Annotated in this window: 18 protein-coding genes; 13 read left to right on the forward strand and 5 right to left on the reverse strand. The window is 73.2% G+C overall.

Features of this window, described 5'->3' with window-relative positions:
- Positions 1–134: 134 nt before the first annotated feature.
- The 6 genes from macS to IOD16_RS36535 are packed head-to-tail and all read left to right on the forward strand — an operon-like array spanning position 135 to position 6,217.
- Positions 135–1,241 carry a MacS family sensor histidine kinase gene (gene macS, locus IOD16_RS36510; protein WP_201441720.1) on the forward strand — a complete coding sequence of 369 codons (1,107 nt, stop codon included), beginning with the start codon at positions 135–137 and terminating at the stop codon, positions 1,239–1,241.
- The gene (locus IOD16_RS36515) at positions 1,238–1,888 is read left to right on the forward strand and encodes a response regulator (RefSeq protein WP_123744858.1); all 651 of its coding nucleotides are present in this window, start codon (positions 1,238–1,240) and stop codon (positions 1,886–1,888) included. Before macS ends, IOD16_RS36515 begins: the two co-directional genes overlap by 4 nt.
- A 3-nt stretch (positions 1,889–1,891) precedes the next feature.
- Positions 1,892–2,461, forward strand: a complete 570-nt coding sequence (locus IOD16_RS36520) for a DUF1707 SHOCT-like domain-containing protein (protein ID WP_123744857.1) — start codon at positions 1,892–1,894, stop codon at positions 2,459–2,461.
- Positions 2,462–2,504: 43 nt separating this feature from the next.
- Positions 2,505–3,968, forward strand: a complete 1,464-nt coding sequence (locus IOD16_RS36525) for an SDR family oxidoreductase (protein ID WP_201438004.1) — start codon at positions 2,505–2,507, stop codon at positions 3,966–3,968.
- A gap of 36 nt (positions 3,969–4,004) precedes the next feature.
- Positions 4,005–5,039, forward strand: a complete 1,035-nt coding sequence (tdh, locus tag IOD16_RS36530) for an L-threonine 3-dehydrogenase (RefSeq protein WP_201438005.1) — start codon at positions 4,005–4,007, stop codon at positions 5,037–5,039.
- A complete protein-coding gene (locus IOD16_RS36535; RefSeq protein ID WP_201438006.1) occupies positions 5,039–6,217 on the forward strand; it encodes a glycine C-acetyltransferase in 1,179 nt (392 codons plus the stop codon). The genes tdh and IOD16_RS36535 overlap by 1 nt, the downstream gene beginning before the upstream one ends.
- A 1-nt stretch (position 6,218) precedes the next feature.
- Here the strand turns inward: IOD16_RS36535 and IOD16_RS36540 are convergent, their stop codons facing one another.
- Complete coding sequence (locus IOD16_RS36540; RefSeq protein WP_123744853.1) at positions 6,219–6,404, reverse strand: hypothetical protein; 186 nt, start codon at positions 6,402–6,404, stop codon at positions 6,219–6,221.
- A 54-nt stretch (positions 6,405–6,458) separates the two neighbouring features.
- On the opposite strand from IOD16_RS36540, the gene IOD16_RS36545 reads away from it, so the two are divergent.
- The gene (locus tag IOD16_RS36545; protein ID WP_201438007.1) at positions 6,459–7,355 is read left to right on the forward strand and encodes a LysR family transcriptional regulator; all 897 of its coding nucleotides are present in this window, start codon (positions 6,459–6,461) and stop codon (positions 7,353–7,355) included.
- Here IOD16_RS36545 and IOD16_RS36550 read toward each other — a convergent pair.
- A complete protein-coding gene (locus IOD16_RS36550) occupies positions 7,325–7,612 on the reverse strand; it encodes a hypothetical protein (RefSeq protein ID WP_201438008.1) in 288 nt (95 codons plus the stop codon). The two genes, IOD16_RS36545 and IOD16_RS36550, sit on opposite strands and share 31 nt — an antisense overlap.
- 92 nt (positions 7,613–7,704) lie before the next feature.
- On the opposite strand from IOD16_RS36550, the gene IOD16_RS36555 reads away from it, so the two are divergent.
- On the forward strand, positions 7,705–8,541 hold the full coding sequence (locus IOD16_RS36555) for a helix-turn-helix domain-containing protein (protein WP_201438009.1): 837 nt from the start codon (positions 7,705–7,707) through the stop codon (positions 8,539–8,541).
- Positions 8,538–8,717, forward strand: a complete 180-nt coding sequence (locus IOD16_RS36560) for a DUF397 domain-containing protein (protein WP_201438010.1) — start codon at positions 8,538–8,540, stop codon at positions 8,715–8,717. The genes IOD16_RS36555 and IOD16_RS36560 overlap by 4 nt, the downstream gene beginning before the upstream one ends.
- Here IOD16_RS36560 and ptsP read toward each other — a convergent pair.
- Both ptsP and IOD16_RS36570 read right to left on the reverse strand, forming a co-directional pair.
- The gene (gene ptsP, locus IOD16_RS36565) at positions 8,685–10,316 is read right to left on the reverse strand and encodes a phosphoenolpyruvate--protein phosphotransferase (RefSeq protein ID WP_201438011.1); all 1,632 of its coding nucleotides are present in this window, start codon (positions 10,314–10,316) and stop codon (positions 8,685–8,687) included. The two genes, IOD16_RS36560 and ptsP, sit on opposite strands and share 33 nt — an antisense overlap.
- Before the next feature lie 92 nt (positions 10,317–10,408).
- The gene (locus tag IOD16_RS36570) at positions 10,409–11,272 is read right to left on the reverse strand and encodes a ribokinase (protein WP_236594591.1); all 864 of its coding nucleotides are present in this window, start codon (positions 11,270–11,272) and stop codon (positions 10,409–10,411) included.
- 96 nt (positions 11,273–11,368) lie between these two features.
- On the opposite strand from IOD16_RS36570, the gene IOD16_RS36575 reads away from it, so the two are divergent.
- Both IOD16_RS36575 and IOD16_RS36580 read left to right on the forward strand, forming a co-directional pair.
- On the forward strand, positions 11,369–13,423 hold the full coding sequence (locus IOD16_RS36575; protein WP_201438012.1) for a DUF2339 domain-containing protein: 2,055 nt from the start codon (positions 11,369–11,371) through the stop codon (positions 13,421–13,423).
- Between the two features lie 271 nt (positions 13,424–13,694).
- Positions 13,695–14,708, forward strand: a complete 1,014-nt coding sequence (locus IOD16_RS36580) for a YncE family protein (protein ID WP_201438013.1) — start codon at positions 13,695–13,697, stop codon at positions 14,706–14,708.
- Here the strand turns inward: IOD16_RS36580 and IOD16_RS36585 are convergent.
- The gene (locus IOD16_RS36585) at positions 14,705–16,822 is read right to left on the reverse strand and encodes an MMPL family transporter (RefSeq protein WP_201438014.1); all 2,118 of its coding nucleotides are present in this window, start codon (positions 16,820–16,822) and stop codon (positions 14,705–14,707) included. The genes IOD16_RS36580 and IOD16_RS36585 overlap by 4 nt on opposite strands.
- A gap of 122 nt (positions 16,823–16,944) precedes the next feature.
- Here IOD16_RS36585 and IOD16_RS36590 point away from each other — a divergent pair, with 122 nt between their 5' ends.
- Both IOD16_RS36590 and IOD16_RS36595 read left to right on the forward strand, forming a co-directional pair.
- Entirely contained in the window at positions 16,945–17,697 is a 753-nt protein-coding gene (locus IOD16_RS36590; RefSeq protein ID WP_201438015.1) for a TetR/AcrR family transcriptional regulator, read from the forward strand.
- 163 nt (positions 17,698–17,860) lie between these two features.
- Positions 17,861–18,466, forward strand: coding sequence for a hypothetical protein (locus tag IOD16_RS36595; RefSeq protein ID WP_201438016.1), 606 nt, complete (start codon positions 17,861–17,863; stop codon positions 18,464–18,466).
- Positions 18,467–18,489: the final 23 nt, after the last annotated feature.

An 18,489-nucleotide genomic window follows, 5' to 3' on the forward strand; every position in this document is an offset into this window, starting at 1 on the left:
GTCAGCCTTCCACAGGTGTCGTTATCGGAACAGACGGCCACCTGGGGGTTAGCTGCGCCACTCCGACACGGCAAGATTGGGGGTGAAGGGAGCACACCGTGCACACAAAGCCATCCGACCAGGGGACGGCGGCCATGGACGACCCGGTCGCGCACCTCTGGCGGGGAACGGTAGCGCTACGCGTAGTGACGTTCCTGTTCGCCTTGGGCAACGCGATCGTCCAGCGCGACGAGTACGAGCGACCGTGGCTCGCGTGGGCGACCATCGCGGCGATGGCCCTCTGGTCGGCGTTCACCATCCAGGCCTACAGCCGGCAGCACGGGCGGCGGCCGTGGATCGTGGCGGCGGACGTCGCGGTCACGTGCGGGCTGATGTCCCTGTCCCCGCTGATCATGACGGATGCCCAGTTCCTGTTCGACGTCCCGCTGATCACCACGATCTGGGCGGCCGGGCCGCCGGTGGCGGCGGGCGCGCTCGGCGGGCAGGTCGCGGGCGCGGTGTCCGGGTTCGCGGTCGGGCTGAGCACCTACCTCAACCGCGGCGGGCTCACCGTCGACCTGGTGCGGGACGTCGTCCTGCTGGCGGGCGCCGGGTTCTTGGTCGGCATGGCGTCGACCACGGCGCGCCGCTCGGCGGTGCGGCTGGCGCAGGCGTTGCGGACCGAGGCGGCCACCGCGGAGCGCGAGCGGCTGGCTCGGTCCATCCACGACGGTGTGCTGCAGGTGCTGGCGCGCGTGCGCAAGCGCGGCACGGAGCTCGGCGGCGAGGCGGCGGAACTGGCGGAGCTGGCCGGTGAGCAGGAGGTCGCGCTGCGGTCCCTGGTGGCCGCCGCGCCCACGGAGTCCACTGTGGACGGTGACGCGGACCTGAGGCCGGCGTTGCAGCTGCTCGCCACGTCCCGGTTCCAGGTGTCCACCCCGGCCACGCAGGTGATGCTGCCGGCCGGCACGGCGTTCGAGCTGACCGCCGTGGTGCGGGAGGCCCTGTCCAACGTGGACAAGCACGCGGGGCCGGACGCGCGGGCGTGGGTGCTGCTGGAGGACCTCGGCGACGAGGTCGTGATCAGCGTGCGCGACGACGGCCCCGGCATCCCCGACGGCAGGCTCGCCTCCGCCGAGGCGGAGGGCCGGATGGGTGTCGCCCAGTCCATCCGGGGCCGGGTGGAGGCGCTGCGTGGGACCCTTGAGCTGCAGACGGGGCCGGGGGAGGGCGCCGAATGGGAGGTGCGGGTCTACCGATGAGCGTGTCCGTGATGGTGGTGGACGACCACCCGCTGTGGCGCGACGGCGTCGCGCGCGACCTGGCCGAGCGCGGGTTCGAGGTGGTGGCGACCGCGGGTGACGCCGCGTCGGCGGTGCGGATCGCGCGCGCCGTGCGGCCCGACGTGGTGCTGATGGACCTCAACCTCGGCGAGACGACCGGGGTGGAGGCGACCACGCTGATCACCGGGTCGCTGGAGGGCACCCGGGTGCTGGTGCTGTCCGCGAGCGGCGAGCACAGCGACGTGCTGGAGGCGGTGAAGGCCGGCGCGTCCGGCTACCTGGTGAAGTCGGCCTCGGCCGAGGAGCTGGTGGAGGCGGTGAACCGGACCGCGGCCGGCGACGCGGTGTTCACCGCGGGGCTGGCGGGGCTGGTGCTCGGCGAGTACCGGCGGATGGCCGCCACGCCGGACGACGACAAGCCGCAGCTCACCGAGCGCGAGACCGAGGTGCTGCGACTGGTGGCGAAGGGGCTGACCGCGCGGCAGATCGCGAACCGGCTGGTCATCTCGCACCGCACGGTGGAGAACCACGTGCAGTCCACCCTGCGCAAGCTGCAACTGCACAACCGCGTCGAGCTGGCGCGGTACGCCATCGAGCACGGGCTCGACGTCGAGCCGGAGGGCTGAGCCATGACCGACCCCAAGGACTTCCGGGTGTCCGACGCCGAGCGCGAGCACGTCGTCGGCCTGCTGCAGAAGGCGATCGGCCGCGGCCTGATCACGCTGGACGAGTTCACCGAGCGCACCGACACCGCGCTGGCCGCCCGCACCCGCGGCGACCTGAACGCGGTGCTGCTGGACCTGCCGGGCATGGTGAACAACGAGCAGCTGCTCGCCGTGCCGCAGGACCAGCAGGAGCTCAAGGCCACCATGTCCGCGGTCAACCGCAAGGGCAGCTGGACGGTGCCCCGCCGGCTCGTCGTGCGCAGCCGGATGGGGTCGACGGACCTGGACTTCCGCGAGGCGTCCATCCCGCACGCGGTGGTGGACATCGAGCTGGACGTGACCGCCGGTTCGGTGAAGCTGGTGCTGCCGGAGGGCGCGACGGTCAACGCCGAGGGCGTCGAGCTGGCCGCGAGCAACCTCAAGGACAAGGTGGGCACCGGCGCGAACGGCCGGCCGCACTTCGTCGTGCACGGCCTCGTGCGCGCGGGCAACGTGGAGATCAAGAAGAAGGCGCGCTGGTTCCGGCACGCGTGACGCCCGTCGTGCGCGCCGGCCGCCGGGCGGCGAGGATCGTGACGTGCACTGCCTCGTCACCGGCGCGACCGGCTACCTCGGCGGACGGCTCGTGCCCCGGTTGCTCGCGGCGGGCCACCGGGTCAGGTGCCTGGTCCGCGACCCGCGCAAGCTGCGGGACGTGCCGTGGGCCGGGCAGGTGGAGGTCGTGCGCGGCGACGTGCTCGACCGGGCGTCGCTGGACGCGGCGATGGTCGACGTCGACGTCGTGCACTACCTCGTGCACTCCTTGAGCGACCCGGACTTCGTCGACGCCGACCGCCGTGCCGCGGAGAACACCGCGCGCGCCGCCGCGGACGCGGGCGTGGGGCGGATCGTCTACCTGGGCGGACTGCACCCGCCGGGGGTGGCGCTGTCACCCCACCTCGCCTCGCGCAAGGAGGTCGGGGACGTGTTCCTGCGCGGCCCGGTGCCCGCGGTGGTGCTGCAGGCGGCGGTGGTCATCGGGTCCGGGTCGGCGAGCTTCGAGATGCTGCGCTACCTCGCCGAGCGGCTGCCGGTCATGGTCACGCCGCGCTGGGTGCGCAACCGGGTCCAGCCGATCGCGGTGCGGGACGTGCTGCGTTACCTGGTCGACGCGGTGAGGCTGCCGGCCGAGGTGAACCGGACGTTCGACATCGGCGGCCCGGACGTGCTGACCTACCTGGACATGATGCTGCGGTACGCGGAGGTGGCCGGGCTGCGCCGGCGGCGCGTGCTGCCGGTGCCGGTGCTCACCCCGCGCCTGTCCGCGCACTGGGTCAACCTGGTCACGCCCGTGCCGCGCTCGATCGCCGCGCCGTTGATCGAGTCCCTGGTGCACGAGGTGGTGTGCCGGGAGCACGACGTCGAGACCTGCCTGCCGGGGGAGAACACCGGCTACGACCAGGCGGTGGCGCTCGCGCTGACCAGGATCCGCGACGCGGACGTGGAGACGCGCTGGTCGGGCGCGTCAGTGCCGGGCGCGCCCGCCGACCCGCTGCCCACGGACCCCGACTGGTCCGGCGGCTCGTCCTACGTCGACGTGCGGGAACGCCGGACCGCCGCCTCGCCGGAACGGCTGTGGCAGGTCGTGGAGGGCATCGGCGGCGAGCACGGCTGGTACTCGTTCCCGCTGGCCTGGGCGGTGCGCGGCTGGCTGGACCGGCTGGTCGGCGGGGTCGGGCTGCGGCGCGGGCGGCGCGACCCCCGGCGGCTGCACGTCGGCGAGGCGCTGGACTTCTGGCGGGTGGAGGAGCTAGACCGGGGGCGGCTGCTGCGGTTGCGCGCGGAGATGCGGGTGCCGGGTCTGGCCTGGTTGGAGCTGCGGGTCGCGGCGGCGGAGGGCGGCGGGTCGACCTACCGGCAACGGGCGGTGTTCGTGCCGCGCGGGCTGGCCGGGCACGTCTACTGGTGGCTGGTGTGGCCGTTCCACGGGGTGGTGTTCGGCGGCATGGCCCGCAACATCGCCTGTGAAGCTGAACTTACGAGTGAATTCAGAAAGTCCTGATGGACTGCACAAGGCGGCGGGAGCACACTCGCCCGCATGAAGGCACTGGTCAAGGCGACCGCCGGGCCGGGGTTGTCGCTGACCGACGTCCCCGACCCCACTCCCGGCGCGGGTGACGTGGTGGTCCGGGTCCTGCGCACCGGCATCTGCGGCACGGACCTGCACATCGACTCGTGGGACGAGTGGGCCGCGCACAACATCCACGCGCCGCTCGTGCTCGGGCACGAGTTCGTCGGCGAGGTGGTGGAGACCGGCCCCTCGGTGACCGGGGTGGCGGTCGGCGACCTGGTCAGCGGCGAGGGCCACCTGGTCTGCGGCACGTGCCGCAACTGCAAGGCGGGCCGCCGGCACCTGTGCGCCAACACCCGCGGCCTCGGCGTGCACAGCGACGGCGCGTTCGCGCAGTACGTGGTGCTGCCCGAGCAGAACGCCTGGGTGCACCGCGCGCCCGTCGACCTGGACGTGGCGGCGATCTTCGACCCCTTCGGCAACGCCGTGCACACCGCGCTGTCGTTCCCGGTCATCGGCGAGGACGTGCTGATCACCGGCGCCGGCCCGATCGGGATCATGGCGGCGGCCGTGGCCAAGCACGCGGGCGCGCGCAACGTCGTCATCACCGACGTCAGCGAGCACCGGCTGGACCTGGCCCGCGCGGTCGGCGTCGACCTCGCCCTGAACGTCACCGGGCGCACGATCGCCGACGCGCAGGCCGAGCTGGGCATGTCCGAGGGCTTCGACGTCGGCATGGAGATGTCCGGCAAGCCGGTCGCGCTGCAGGAGATGATCGGCAACATGGCCCACGGCGGCCGGGTCGCCATCCTGGGCCTGCCCGCCGAGGAGTTCGCGGTCGACTGGAGCAGCGTCGTGCTGAAGATGCTGCACATCAAGGGCATCTACGGCCGGGAGATGTTCGAGACCTGGTACTCGATGTCCGTGCTGCTGCAACGCGGCCTCGACCTGACGCCGGTGATCACGCACCGGTTCGACTACACGGCGTTCGACGAGGCGTTCGCGACGGCGCGCGAGGGCAAGTGCGGCAAGGTCATCCTCGACTGGACGGGAGCTCACTGATGTACGGCGCGATGCGCGAGGACCTGCGGACCGGGCTGGACGAGATCCGCGCGGCCGGGCTCTACAAGGCGGAACGGGTGATCGGCACGCCGCAGAACGCCGCCGTCCGCGTCGGCTCCGGCGCCGAGGTGCTGAACTTCTGCGCCAACAACTACCTGGGCCTGGCCGACCACCCGAGGCTGGTCGAGGCCGCGCACGAGGCGCTGGACCGGTGGGGCTTCGGCATGGCGTCGGTGCGGTTCATCTGCGGCACCCAGGAACCGCACAAGGAGCTGGAGCGCCGGCTCTCGGAGTTCCTCGGCACCGAGGACACGATCCTCTACAGCTCGTGCTTCGACGCCAACGGCGGCCTGTTCGAGACCCTGCTCGGCGCGGACGACGCGATCATCTCCGACGAGCTGAACCACGCGTCGATCATCGACGGCGTGCGGCTGTCGAAGGCGCGGCGGTACCGGTACAAGAACCGGGACATGGACGACCTGGAGCGTCAGCTCAAGGACTCCGCCGACGCCCGCTACCGGCTGATCGCCACCGACGGCGTGTTCTCCATGGACGGCTACCTCGCGCCGCTGGACGACATCTGCGACCTGGCCGAGCGGTACGACGCGCTGGTGATGGTCGACGACTCGCACGCGGTCGGCTTCACCGGGCCCCGGGGCCGCGGCACGCCCGAGCTGTTCGGCGTGCAGGACCGGGTGGACATCGTCACCGGCACCCTCGGCAAGGCGTTGGGCGGCGCGTCCGGCGGCTACACCTCCGGGCGGTCGGAGATCGTGGAGATGCTGCGGCAGCGGTCGCGGCCGTACCTGTTCTCCAACTCGCTGGCGCCGTCGATCACCGCCGCCGCCATCGCCGCGCTGGACCTGCTCAGCTCCTCCGGCGAGCTGCTGACCAGGCTGCGCGAGAACACCGCGCTGTTCCGGTCGCGGATGACCGAGGCGGGCTTCGACCTGCTGCCCGGCGAGCACCCGATCATCCCGGTGATGATCGGCGACGCGGCCGAGGCGTCCCGGATGGCCGACCTGCTGCTGGAGCAGGGCATCTACGTGATCGGCTTCTCCTACCCGGTCGTGCCGCACGGCAAGGCGCGCATCCGCACCCAGATGTCGGCGGCGCACTCGACCGACGACGTGAACCGGGCGGTGGACGCCTTCGTGGCGGCGCGGAGCCGGATGTGAGCTAGCGCTTGCCCCAGATGCCCAGGAACACGAGCAGGATCGCGGGCACGACGAGCGACAGCAGCACGACGGTGCCGTTCACCTCGAACCCGCCTGCCCGGACACTGGGCACGATGAAGCCGAACACGACCAGGACGAGCAGGCCGAGTCCCGCGACGACCAGGCTCGGCGTGCGGTTGGAGCGCATGCCACTTGGTACCGCACCCGCACCCGGTCCGCACCTCGTGACGGGCGGGACCGGGTGATCGACCCACGACGGCTGCGGGTGCTGCGCGCGCTCGCCGACCACGGCACCGTGACGGCGGCGGCGCGGGCCCTGCACCTCACGCCGTCCGCGGTGTCGCAGCAGCTGGCCGCGCTGGAGTCCGAGGTGGGGCACGAGCTGCTGCGGCGGCGCGGCCGGCGGGTGTCGCTGACCGCCGCCGGGGAGCTGCTGGTCCGGCACGCGAACGCGGTGGCCGCCGAGCTGGAGCGGGCGCAGGCCACGCTGGCGGCGTTCACCTCCGGCGCGACCGGGCGGGTCGAGGTCGGCAGCTTCGCCTCGGCGATCACGCAGGTCGTCGCGCCCGCGCTGGCCGCGCTGCGGGTGTCCGCGCCGGACGTGACGCTGCGGGTGCGCGACGTGGAGGGGCACGCCAGCGTGCCGCTGCTGCTCGACGGCGAGATCGACCTGGCGATCACCGAGGAGTACCGGCTGCGCACCGACGACCGGCGGCTGACCCGGTTCCCGCTCTACACCGAGCCGTTCGACGTGGTGCTGCCGCCGGCGCACCCGCTGGCCGGTCGGGCGGAGCTCGACCTGGCCGACCTCGCGGACGACGACTGGGTCGTGACGCTGCCCGGCAACCCGGTGCGCGACGTCGTGCAGCTGGCCTGCGAGCAGGCCGGTTTCGCGCCGCGGATCACGCACACGTCCGACGACTTCCGGGCCGTCGACGCGTTGGTGCGGGCGGGCGCGGGGGTGGCCCTGGTGCCGCGCAACGCGGTGCGCGGGGTGCCCGTGCGCGGCACGGCCCCGCTGCGGCGGGTGGTCGCGGCGGTGCGCCGGGGCAGCGAGGACCACCCGTTGATCGGGCTGGTGCGGGACGCCCTGCTGGCCGCCGTGGGTCAGCCCGCCATGACGTACTCCGAGTTGTAGAACCAGACGAGATCCTCGACGTGGGTCGAGTGGTAAGTGTCGAACTCGCCGTCCTCGTCCGCCTCGACCAGGAATGCGTGGTAGAAACCGTCCCGGTGCTCGCCACCGCGGAGCAGTCTCGACGCCCACGGCCTCAGCCCGGCGACGGACTCCTCGACCGTCGCGCCGGGCTCCACCGCCTCGGTCGCCACCGCCTCGCACCACTGCCAGGTCCGGCCTGTGTTGCGCACTTCGCTCAACACGTACAGGTTCGCCATGCTGTAAGGCTTACAAATTAACCTTGTGATGTCTATTACCCGATCAGGTGGCCCAGTTCGGCTGAGAGACTGCCCGCGACAGAAGGAGGGCCGTGACGGACACCGATCCGCTCGTGCTGAGCCCCACCGTGGGACGGCGCTGGCTCGCCCAGGAGATCCGCCGACTGAGAGAAGCCGCGGGACTGAAACAAGCCGACGTCGCACGACGCCTCCGCTGCAACCCGACCAAGATCACGCACTTGGAGAGCATGCGCACGCCGGTCAACGGGCCGGACCTCGAAGTCATGCTGCCGTTCCTCGGCGTCCCGGCCGAGCGGGTCGACTGGTACCTGAAGGTGTGCGACCTCTCGCGGGAGAAGGGCTGGTGGGACGGCGACCGCTCGATCCCGAGCTGGTTCTCCCTCTACGTGGGGCTCGAAGCGGGGGCGAGCGAGATCCACTGCTGGGACGCGGGCTACGTCACCGGCCTGTTCCAGACCACGGCCTACGCCACGGCGATGTTGGCCGACGACGACGCGGCCGGAATCCGGCTCCGCCGCCAGGAGGCGCTTCGGCGCGACGACCCGGTCCGCGTGCACGCGATCCTGGACGAGGCGGTGCTCCACCGCCGCATCGGGGACGCCAGGCTGATGCGCGAGCAGCTCGACCACTTGGGGACGCTCGCCGCGATGCCTAACATCACCATTCAGGTGATGTCCTTCGGCGCTGCGGACCACCGGGGCCATCTCGGGTCGTTCAAGTGGTTGGGCTTCCCCCAGGATGACGATCCCGGTGCGGTGTACCTGGAGAACCAGCTCGGGGGTTGGTTCCTGGAGAAGCCCGAGGAGTTGGCGGTCTTCGGCGCCGACTTCGCCGAGCTGGTCGCCCGTGCGCTCGCACCGGAGGACAGCGCCGCCCTGATCGCCCGGCGAGCGGAGGAAGTGCGATGAACTGGCGCAAGAGCAGCCACAGCGGGCCCAACGGGGGCGATTGCGTCGAGGTCGCGCGCACCGTCGAGATGACCGGTGTGCGCGACTCCAAGAACGCCGAAGGCCCCGTGCTGCGGTTCGGCGCGGCGGCGTGGGCGCGCTTCCTAGTGCGGGGCGCGGGCGGCGAGCTTCGCTGACGCCGGATCCGCCGCGGCCACCGCGCCGCGCGCCGCCAGCTGGCACAGGTCGAAGCTGGTCGAGGCGAGCTTCGCGCCGACACCCGCCAGCGCCGTGTGGTTCATCGACAGGCTCGTCACGCCCAGCCCGGTCAGCACGCACGCCAGCAGCGGGTCGGCGGCGGCCTCGCCGCAGACGCCCACCGGCTTGCCCGCGGCCGTGCCCGCGTCGCCGACCAGCTTGACCAACCGGAGCAGGGCGGGCTGCCACGGGTCGTTGAGCGCGGCCACCGCGCCGACCTGCCGGTCCGCCGCGAACACGTACTGGGCCAGGTCGTTGGTGCCGATGGAGGCGAAGTCGACCGCGGCCAGCACCTCGTGGGCGCTCAGGGCCGCCGCCGGGATCTCGATCATCACGCCGACGCGCCGGAGGCCGGCCGCGCGCGCCCGTTCGGCGAACCACGCGGCCTCGGCGGCGGTGGCGACCATCGGCGCCATCACCGACACCTCGGCGCCCGTGTCGGCGGCGGCGAGGGCGATCGCCTCCAGTTGGCGTTCCAGCACGTCGGGGCGGTCGAAGGCGACCCGCAGGCCGCGCACGCCCAGCGCCGGGTTCGGCTCCGGGTCGGGCGCCAGGAACGGCAGCGGCTTGTCCGCGCCCGCGTCCAGCGTGCGGACCACCACGGGCTTGCCCGCGAACGGCGCGAGCACCGCCGCGTACGCCTCGCGCTGCTCGGCCACGGAGGGCTCGGTGGAGGCGGACAGGAAGCAGAACTCGGTCCGGAACAGGCCGACGCCCTCCGCGCCGGCCGCCGCCGCCGCGACCGCGTCCGCCGGCGAGCCGACGTTGCCGAGCACCTTCACCCGGTACCCGTCGCGCAGCGCGCCGACCCCGTTCCACTCCGCCCGCCCGGCCACGTGGGCCGCGCGGACCGCGCCGTCGGACGCCTGCACCACGCCGGTGTCGCCGTCCACGAGCAGGGCCGGCGCGTCGAGGTCGAGCACGCCGCGGCACGCGACCACGGCCGGGATGCCGAGCGACCGGGCCAGGATCGCGGTGTGCGAGGTGGGTCCGCCCTCCTCGGTGACCAGCGCCAGCACCTTGGCCGGGTCGAGGTCGGCGGTGTCGGCGGGGGCCAGGTCGCGGGCCACCAGCACGGACGGCGAGGACAGCGACGGCACGCCGGGGGCGGCCACGCCGAGCAGCTCGGCGACCAGCCGGTCGCGGACGTCGCGGACGTCGCGGGCCCGTTCGGCCATGTACCCGCCCGCCGCTTCGAGCGCCGAGATGAACCCGCCGGCGGCCTGGTGCACGGCCCGCGCGGCGGGCAGGGCGTCGGAGACCACCGACTTCTCCGCCTGGGACAGCAGCGCCGGGTCGGCCGCCATCGCCGCCGTCGTCTCCAGCACGTCCTTGGCGTCACCGCTCGCCGCGGCGGCGCGTTCCCGCAAGCGGGCCGCGACGGCGTCCGCCGCCGGCCTGATCCGCGCCGCCTCGGCCGCCGGGTCCGCCGGCGCGGGCCCGGCGGGCGGTTCACCCAGGGGCTCGGCCACCCGGACCACCGGCCCCGAAGCCCGCCCGGAACTCACGCCGACACCGCTCAGCCGCACACTCGACATGGTCTAGACCATACCCTCAGGTCGACGGGACGTGAAGGACAAGCCAACGCCACCAGGCCCCACCGCGCCACCCCGGCGGCCGCCGCCGGGTTTCACCCGGTTCTCCGCACCTCGTCCAGGGTCGGGTAGGACGGTTGGGCGCCGGGTGAGGTCACCGACAGGGCGGCCACGCGGGCGGCGAAGCCGGCGGCTTCCGGCAGCGACGAGCCGGTCGACAGGGCGGACGCCAGCGCGCCCGCGAACGCGTCGCCGGCCCCGGTGGTGTCCACGACGGACACTTCGGGCGCGCCCACCTCGACCACGCCGGACGGCGTGACGACGGCCGCGCCGCGTGCGCCCAACGTGACCACGGCGGACTTGGGGCCCAGCGCCAGCAGCCCGTCGAACGACGCCGCCAGCGACGCGGCCTCGTGCTCGTTGACGATCAGCGGGTCCAGCAGGGCCAGCGTCCGCGCCGGCACCTCGACCACCGGCGACAGGTTCAGCACCGGCCGGACGCCGTGCGACGCCGCCACCCGCACCGCGTGCGCCACCGTCGGCACCGGGACCTCCAGCGAGCACACCAGCACCGACACGTCGTCCCAGCTCAGCGCGTCCACATCGGACACGCCCAGGTCGGAGTTCGCGCCGGGGGCGACGACGATCGAGTTCTCGCCGTCCGGCGTCACGGTGATGTAGGCCAAGCCCGTGGGGCGCGACGACCTGCGCACGAAACCGGTCCGCACCCCCGAGGACGACAGCGACTCCAGCAGCAGCTCCCCGTACTGGTCCCCGCCCACCGCGCCGACGAACGCCACCGGCGCGCCCAGCCGGGCGGCCGCCACGGCGGTGTTCGCGCCCTTGCCGCCGGGCAGGACGACGGTGTCGCCGCCGAGCACCGTCTCACCGCCGGCGGGTCGGCGTGGCACCGAGACGACGAGGTCCGCGTTGGCCGAACCGAGCACGAGAACAGTCACGGTGAGACTGTGCCAGGTCCCGGTGTGACCGGTTCGGTACCGGGTTGAGTAGTGGTACGGATTCCGGATACACCGATTTCGGGCGACCCTGGTCACATGACCGGTATCGGGCAGGACCCGCTGGTGAGGCTCGCGGACGAACTGGGGCACCTGGGCCGCCGCTTGGAGGCGGTGGGCCTGGAGCTGCACCGGGTCGGCAGCGCCCAGGCGGTGGCGACGCCGTCCGCGCCGCCCGCCACCGGGGCAGCGGTCGAACAGATCACCGGACCTCCCTCGGTCGGCACACCCGCGCCCGCGGGCGATCAGGCCGTGCGGCAGACCGAGGCTCCCCAGCCCGCTGCCCAACCCGCCGCTGCCCAACCCGCCGCTGCCCAGCCCGCTGTCACCCAGCCCGCCGCCGCGGCTGCCCAGAGCGCGCCGGCCCCGGCCCAGCCGGTCGCGCCGGCCCAGCAGGCAGCGCCCCGGCCGGCCTACCCGAACGGCCCGGCGGCCTACCCCGCGCCGCACCCCGCCTACGCGCCACCGCAGAACCCGGCGCAGAACCCGGCGCAGGGCGGTCCGGGCTGGGGCCGACCCGCACCGCACTGGTCGCCCGCCCCTCCGCCGCCACCCGGGCCCACCCTGTTCGACCGGCTCGGCAAGGACGGCGCGGGCAGCAAGCTCCTCGCCTGGGTCGGCGGCGCGGTCACGTTGCTCGGTGTCGTCCTCCTCCTGGTCCTGGCCGTGCAACGCGGCTACCTCGGCCCGCTGCCCCGCGTCCTCGGCGGCGCCGCGCTCGGCGGGGCGCTGGTCGGCCTCGGCCTGTGGCTGCACCGCACCCCGGCCGGCCGCACCGGCGCGTTCGCCCTCGCCGCCACCGGCATCGCCGTGCTCTACCTGGACGTCATCGCCGCCACCTCGATCTACTCCTACCTGCCCGAAGGCGGCGGACTGGCCGCGGGCCTGCTCGTCGCGGGCGGCGGGCTGCTGCTCGCGCTGCGCTGGGACTCGGCCGCCCTCGCCATCGGCGTGGTCGCCGCCTGCGCCCTGTGCGCCCCCGTCCTCACCGAGGGGTTCACGCCGCTGCTCGTGGCGTTCCTGCTGGTCCTGAAGATCGCGGCCAGTCCGGTGCACCTCAAGCGCGACTGGCCGTGGCTCGCGGTCACCGCGGGCGTGCCGCCGCTGCTCGCGTCGGTCCTCGTGATCGGCCGCGCGGACGAGCCCACCCTGGCCGGGATCTCGTTGCTGGCCGCCGTGATCGGCGTGGCCGCCGCCGTGCTCACGGTCAAGGTCCGGCCCGGCGACGTCACCGCGCTCGCCCTCGCCGTCGGCTCGCCGATGCCGGCGCTGCTCACCACCGCCGTCCTCGACCGCACCCTCGGCGCGGGTGTCGCCGGCGCGGTCGCGGTGCTGATGCTCGCGCTGTGGGCGGCCGGTCGGCGCTCGTTGCCGAAGAACTTCACCGCGGCGGTCGGCGCGGTCGGCGTGTTCGCGTTGTTCCAGACCACGGCGATCGCCCTGGACGGCGGCACGCGGGCCGCCGCGGTGCTGGCCGAGGCGCTGGCGCTGGCGTTCCTGGCCAAGGTCCTCTCCTCACGCGGTCCGCTGCTCGGGTCGCTCGTGTTCGGCGCCACCGGCTTCCTGCTCACGGTCGCGCACGCCGTGCCGCCGCGGCTGCTGCTCGACGAGCCGTGGCGCGCGGACACCCCGGGCTTCCTGGTGTCCGGCATGCTGACCGCGCTGGTCCTCGGTGTGCTCGTAATCGTGCTGTCGTGGGTCGCGTCGGGCCTGGATGTCGTGGGCGGGCACCCGTTCCCGTGGGTCGTCGCGGGTGTCGTGCTGCTGTACGCGGCGGCCGGTGTCGTGCTGTGCGGCGCGCTGCTGGTGTCGCAGGACGTGACCGGATTCCTCTTCGGTCACTCGATCGTGACGGTGTCGTGGACGGTCGCCGCGCTGGTGCTGCTGGTGCGCGGCATCGACCGGAAGTCCCTGCGGGTGGCCGGATTGGTGCTGGTCGGCGCGGCGGTGGCGAAGCTGGTGCTGTTCGACATGGCCGCGTTGGACGGCATCGCGCGGGTGCTCGCGTTCATCGGCGCGGGCCTCGTCCTCCTGACGGCGGGCACGCGTTACGCCAAGCTGGTGGCAACTCGGAGAATTTCGGCTGATTCGTAGCTCTCGGGATCCAAAACCGCCCGGACTGCGTCAACCTGGTGTAGAGGTCTACGTCGTCGGGGTACGACCACCGGTGCTCCGGCACCGGCAGGGGTCCGGCGTCGGTCGTTTCGCCCCCCGAGCGACCGGCGCCGGGCGCGCCACCGCCGTTGCCGCCCGTCCCGCCGCCGCGGGCGGCAGCCAGGCACCCGTCACCCGGTCCGGCACACAAAGGCACCCGTCCGGAGGACCGGAGTGGAACCCGACCGCGCGGCGGTGTTCCCATCCAGCCATGTGGGGACGACGAGGCACCGCAGCCCTGGGCACCGCAGCCGTCCTCCTCGCCGCCGCGCTCTCCGCCGCCGGCCAGGAGGGGTCCTACGTCGTCACCGCCGCGGGCACGCCCGCGGCCGAGGCGTACGTGATCACGCACGACGGCCGGGTGCAGGTGCTCGACACCACCGACGGCCGGACCGTGGCGACGGTCGACACCGGCGCGTGGACGACGGGCGCGGCGGTCGGGTCGGGTGGCCGGCGGGTGTACGTGGTCAACGGCTGGGCGGGCGTGATCACGGCGGTCGACCCGGCGGCGGGCGAGGTCGTCGGCCGCATCGACATCCCCGCGCGGCTGGCGCAGGCGGTGCTGCGCCCGGACGGCCGGCGCCTGTACGTCACCGGCGGCGGCGCGGTCGCGGTGGTGGACCCGGTGAAGTTCCGGCTCGTCGCGGCGATCAAGGCGGGCGGCCAGCCGGAGGGCATCGCGATCACGCCGGACGGCCGCCGGCTGTACGTGGCCAACGCGCAGGACGGCACGGTGAGCGTGCTCGACACCGCGAGCGCGAGCCCGCTGACCACGATCGACGTCGAGGGCATGCCGCAGCACGTCGCGGTCGGCCCGAGGGGTGACGCGGTCTACGTCAGCTCGCTCGACCTCGGCGAGGGCGCCGGCACGGTCTCCATGATCGACCCGGGCACCGACGAGGTGCGCTGGTCGGTTCCGGTCGGCAAGGGCGCGGGCAGCATCGCGGTCACGCCGGACGGCCGCCGCGTCTACGTGGCGCTGGACCGCCGCGTGGTCGTGGTCGACACCACGACGCGCACCGCGAAGGCGTTGCGGCTCAAGGCGAAGGCGCTGGCCATCGCGCCCGGCGACCGCCGCGTGGTCGTGTCCAGCGGCAACACCGCGACCGTGCTGGACAGCGCGGACAACCGGGTGCTGAACACGTTCCAGCTCAGCGGGTTGGACGACGACGGCCGCGGCAACACGGCCACGGCCATCGTGTTCGAACCGGTCGACGGGTCCTAAGGGGACACGGCCTGGACGGGCCGCGGCGGCTTCTCGTCCTCCGCCGGCGCGTCCTCGTGGATCGCCATCCGCTCCTGGATCCGCCGCAGCGGCCCCGGCGCCCACCACGCGGCGTCGCCGAGCATCTTCATCACGGCGGGCACGAGCAGCATCCGCACCACGGTGGCGTCCAGCGCGAGCGCCAGGATCATGCCGACGCCGACGAACCGCATCATGGTGATCTGGGAGAACGCGAACGCGCCCGTCACCACGATCAGCAGCAGCGCCGCCGCGGTGATCACCCGGCCGGTCTTGGCCAGACCGGCGGTCACCGCCTCCTCGGTGCTCGCGCCGCGACCGCGCGCCTCGACCATCCGGGACAGCAGGAACACCTCGTAGTCCGTGGACAACCCGAAGACCACGGCAGCCATCAGCACCACGATCCCGGACTCCAGCGGCGCGGGCGTGACGCCGAGCAGCGACGCGCCGTGCCCGTCCTGGAACACCCACACCAGCACGCCGAACGTGGCGGACAGGCTCAGCGCGCTCATCACCACGGCCTTGATCGGCAGCAGCACGGACCCGAACGCCAGGAACATCAGCACGAACGTCGCGCCCACCAGCAGCAGGACCATCAGCGGCAGCTTCTCGCCGATGGCGTCGAGGCTGTCGGTCACCATCGCCGTGCTGCCGCCGACGAGCACCTCGTCGCCGGGCCCGGCCAGCGCCCGCACGTCCCGCAGCGCCTGCTTGGACTCGTCGCTCAGCGCGTCCTGGTCCAGGCCCGCGTTGACCAGCCACACGCCGTCGGCGGGCTCCGCCGCGACCTGGGCCTCGCCCACCCCGGGCACCGCGCCGACGTCGCCGATGAACCGCTGCACGTCGGCGGGCGACGGGTCACCGGTGATCACGATCTTGAAGCCGGCGTTGGACAGCGCCGCGAAGTCGTTGTTGACCGTCTCGGCGGCGACGCGCGCCGGGTTGCCCTCGGGCAGCACCTTCTCGGTGACCTCGCCGAACTTCACGCCCAGGAACGGCGAGCCGAGCGCGAGCAGCACCAGCACGATCGGCAGCGCGACCAGCACCGGCCGCTTCATCACCCGGCCGGCCAGCCTGCGCCAGCCGCCCTCGGACGCCGTCTTGTTCTTGCGCCACGGCATGGCGAGCTTGTCCACGCGGTGGCCGAGGACGGCCAGCAGGGCGGGGAGCAGGGTGAGCGACACGACCGCCGCGATCGCCACCGCGGACATGCCGCCGTAGCTCAGGGACTTGAGGAAGCCCTGGGGGAACAGCAGGAGCCCGGCGAGCGCGATCACCAGCAGCGTCGCGGAGAACAGCACGGTGCGGCCCGCCGACATGACGGTGCGGCGCACGGCGTCCGGTGTGCTGCGGCCGGCGGCCAGCTCCTCCCGGAACCGGCCGACCATGAACAGGCCGTAGTCGATCGCCATGCCCAGGCCGAGCAGGCTGGCCACGTTGACCGCGAACGAGTTCACGTCGGCGACCAGCGACACGGCGTGCAGCACGCCGAGGGAGCCCATGATCGCGAGGCCGCCCACCAGCACCGGGAGCGACGCGGCGACCAGGCCGCCGAAGATGACGATCAGCAGGACGAGCACGATCGGCAGCGAGACGGCCTCGGCCTTGGTGAGGTCGGAGGCGGACATGTCGCTGATCGCCTTCTGGGTCGGCACCAGGCCGCCCACCTGCGCGTCCAGTCCGTCGACCTGGAGCTGGTCGGCGATCTGCTCGTACTGCTTGAGCTGCGTGTTCGAGTCACCCGAGGCGAGCGTGATCACGACGAGCGACTTGCCGCTCTCGGGCGAGGGGAACGGCGGCTGCACCTTCAGCACGGCGTCGCGGGGTAGGTCGGACAGCTCGCCGGCGATCCGCTGGAGCTCGGCGGGTTCGGTGGTGTTGTAAACGACCAGCACGTCGCCGCCCTGTCGGCCGAACGCCTCCTGCGCCACCTGGTTGGCCCGCGCGGCCTCGCTCGTCGGCGCTTCGTAGCCGCCTTGGCTGAGCCGGTCGAACACGCCGAGCCCCCAGATGCCACCCACCACCGCGAGGGCCACTGTCGCGATCAGCACCACCCACCTGCGGCGGTACGCCAGCGATCCCCACTTCGCGAACACGCGTCCTCCCAGGCAGATGGGTTACCGTTGGGTGAATGGCGTCAACTACGTAAACACTGTTCACTCACCTGTCCCGAAGTTATACCCGGGTGAACAGCGCTTACAACCGGATTGGGTGACTTATGACCGAGGCCACTCGTCGTGAGCGGCTACGCGCTGAGACGGAGCGTGACATCCGACGACAGGCTCGCGCCCTACTCGTGGAACACGGCCGGGACGCCGTCACTCTGCGTGCTATCGCACGTGAGGTCGGCATCACCGCGCCGGGGCTGTACCGGTACTACGACTCGCGCGAAGACCTGCTCCGCCGGCTCGCCGAGGACATCTGCACGGACCTGGCCGCGGAACTCGACGCCCACCTCGACCGCATCGACCAGGACGACGTGAGCGCGCAGGTCTACGCGGTGTGCCGGGGCTTCCGGCGCTGGGCGCTCGCGCACCCGCAGGAGTTCACGCTGGTGTTCGCCTCCACCGAGGCCGCCCTCGGCCCGTGCGCGCCGGACGGGGGCCACAGCGAGGTCGGCGATCAGTTCGGCCGGGTGTTCCTGGAGGTCGCGGGCCGGCTGATCGCGAGCCACCCGCTGCCGGACGACCTCGGCGACGACGTCCCGGAGGACCTGCGCGCCGACCTGGCCGCGTTCCAGCAGGTGCTGCTGGCCGCCGTGAACGACCGCGGCGTCGCGGTGGACGAGGCCGCGCTGCCGCTGCGCGCGGTCCACCACGTCACGCAGTCGTGGGTGCGGATCTACGGTCACGTGGCCCTCGAGGTCTTCGGCCGCTTCCCGTTCGCGGTGTCCGATCCCGAGCCGCTGTTCGACTCGATGCTGGCGCAGATCCTGGGCGAGATGGGTTTTCGTCACCTGACGCGTCCGTGAGCTGCGACTTCCGGGCATACCTGCTGGTCCGTTCGAGGGCTTTTCGCGTTCTCGGCGCAACCAGGGGCACCCGATCGGGGTTGCATGTGGTGGCCGCACGGCGCGAACGTCTCGGGGCGGGGGGATGGTGGCACGGAAGAGTTCCGACAAGGGATCCGGCGGCGTGGCGTTAGTGGCCGCGGTGCTCGTCGTCCTCGCGGGCGCGGGCGGGGCCGGTGGCGCGGCGCTGAACTCGGGCGCGGGCGGCGGCGGCGCGGCGGCGGCCCCGGTGCAGAGCATCGGCGTCCGCAAGTGGGACGCCAAGCGCGCGGCGCGCGGCGGGGACGCCGAAGGCGCGATGGGCCACCTCGGGGTCGGGATCAGCAAGCAGGCGGTCAAGCAGGAGCTCGACTGCCTGGAGAACTCGTTCGGCCAGGTGCGCGACTTCTTCGCCGCCACGCCGTGCACGTCGCTGGACCGCCTCCTGCTCGCCGTCGGCGACCAGGCGGGCAACGCGGCCCTGGTGTCGGTGGTGTGGGTGACCTTCCCGGGCCGCAACCAGGCCAGGCAGTTCGACCGGGTCGTCGACGTCGCCGGCTCCGGCGACGTGAAACCGCTGCCCGGCGGCGTGGTCGGCCTGCCGGACGTCCACTTCACCGCCGCGCACTACTGGTCGGAGATCAAGGACACCACGATCACCATCGCCGAGTCCGAACCGGCAACCGGGCACGTCGAGCCGGACCTGCTCGACGCGATGACCGAAGTGGCCGCCCAGTTGCCCCGTCCGTGAACCCCGCTGCCGGTGAACCCCGC

The organism is Saccharothrix sp. 6-C (genome assembly GCF_016695385.1).
Classification (GTDB): domain Bacteria; phylum Actinomycetota; class Actinomycetes; order Mycobacteriales; family Pseudonocardiaceae; genus Actinosynnema; species Actinosynnema texasense.

Excerpts from the sequence above, each read along its gene's own strand:
- IOD16_RS36540 (WP_123744853.1), bottom strand. The coding sequence starts at position 6,404 with ATGCGCTCCAACCGCACGCCGAGCCTGGTCGTCGCGGGACTCGGCCTG.
- IOD16_RS36535 (WP_201438006.1), top strand. The coding sequence starts at position 5,039 with ATGTACGGCGCGATGCGCGAGGACCTGCGGACCGGGCTGGACGAGATC.
- IOD16_RS36560 (WP_201438010.1), top strand. The coding sequence starts at position 8,538 with ATGAACTGGCGCAAGAGCAGCCACAGCGGGCCCAACGGGGGCGATTGC.
- IOD16_RS36580 (WP_201438013.1), top strand. The coding sequence starts at position 13,695 with ATGTGGGGACGACGAGGCACCGCAGCCCTGGGCACCGCAGCCGTCCTC.
- IOD16_RS36575 (WP_201438012.1), top strand. The coding sequence starts at position 11,369 with ATGACCGGTATCGGGCAGGACCCGCTGGTGAGGCTCGCGGACGAACTG.
- tdh (WP_201438005.1), top strand. The coding sequence starts at position 4,005 with ATGAAGGCACTGGTCAAGGCGACCGCCGGGCCGGGGTTGTCGCTGACC.
- IOD16_RS36590 (WP_201438015.1), top strand. The coding sequence starts at position 16,945 with ATGACCGAGGCCACTCGTCGTGAGCGGCTACGCGCTGAGACGGAGCGT.
- macS (WP_201441720.1), top strand. The coding sequence starts at position 135 with ATGGACGACCCGGTCGCGCACCTCTGGCGGGGAACGGTAGCGCTACGC.
- IOD16_RS36515 (WP_123744858.1), top strand. The coding sequence starts at position 1,238 with ATGAGCGTGTCCGTGATGGTGGTGGACGACCACCCGCTGTGGCGCGAC.
- IOD16_RS36550 (WP_201438008.1), bottom strand. The coding sequence starts at position 7,612 with ATGGCGAACCTGTACGTGTTGAGCGAAGTGCGCAACACAGGCCGGACC.
- IOD16_RS36520 (WP_123744857.1), top strand. The coding sequence starts at position 1,892 with ATGACCGACCCCAAGGACTTCCGGGTGTCCGACGCCGAGCGCGAGCAC.
- ptsP (WP_201438011.1), bottom strand. The coding sequence starts at position 10,316 with ATGTCGAGTGTGCGGCTGAGCGGTGTCGGCGTGAGTTCCGGGCGGGCT.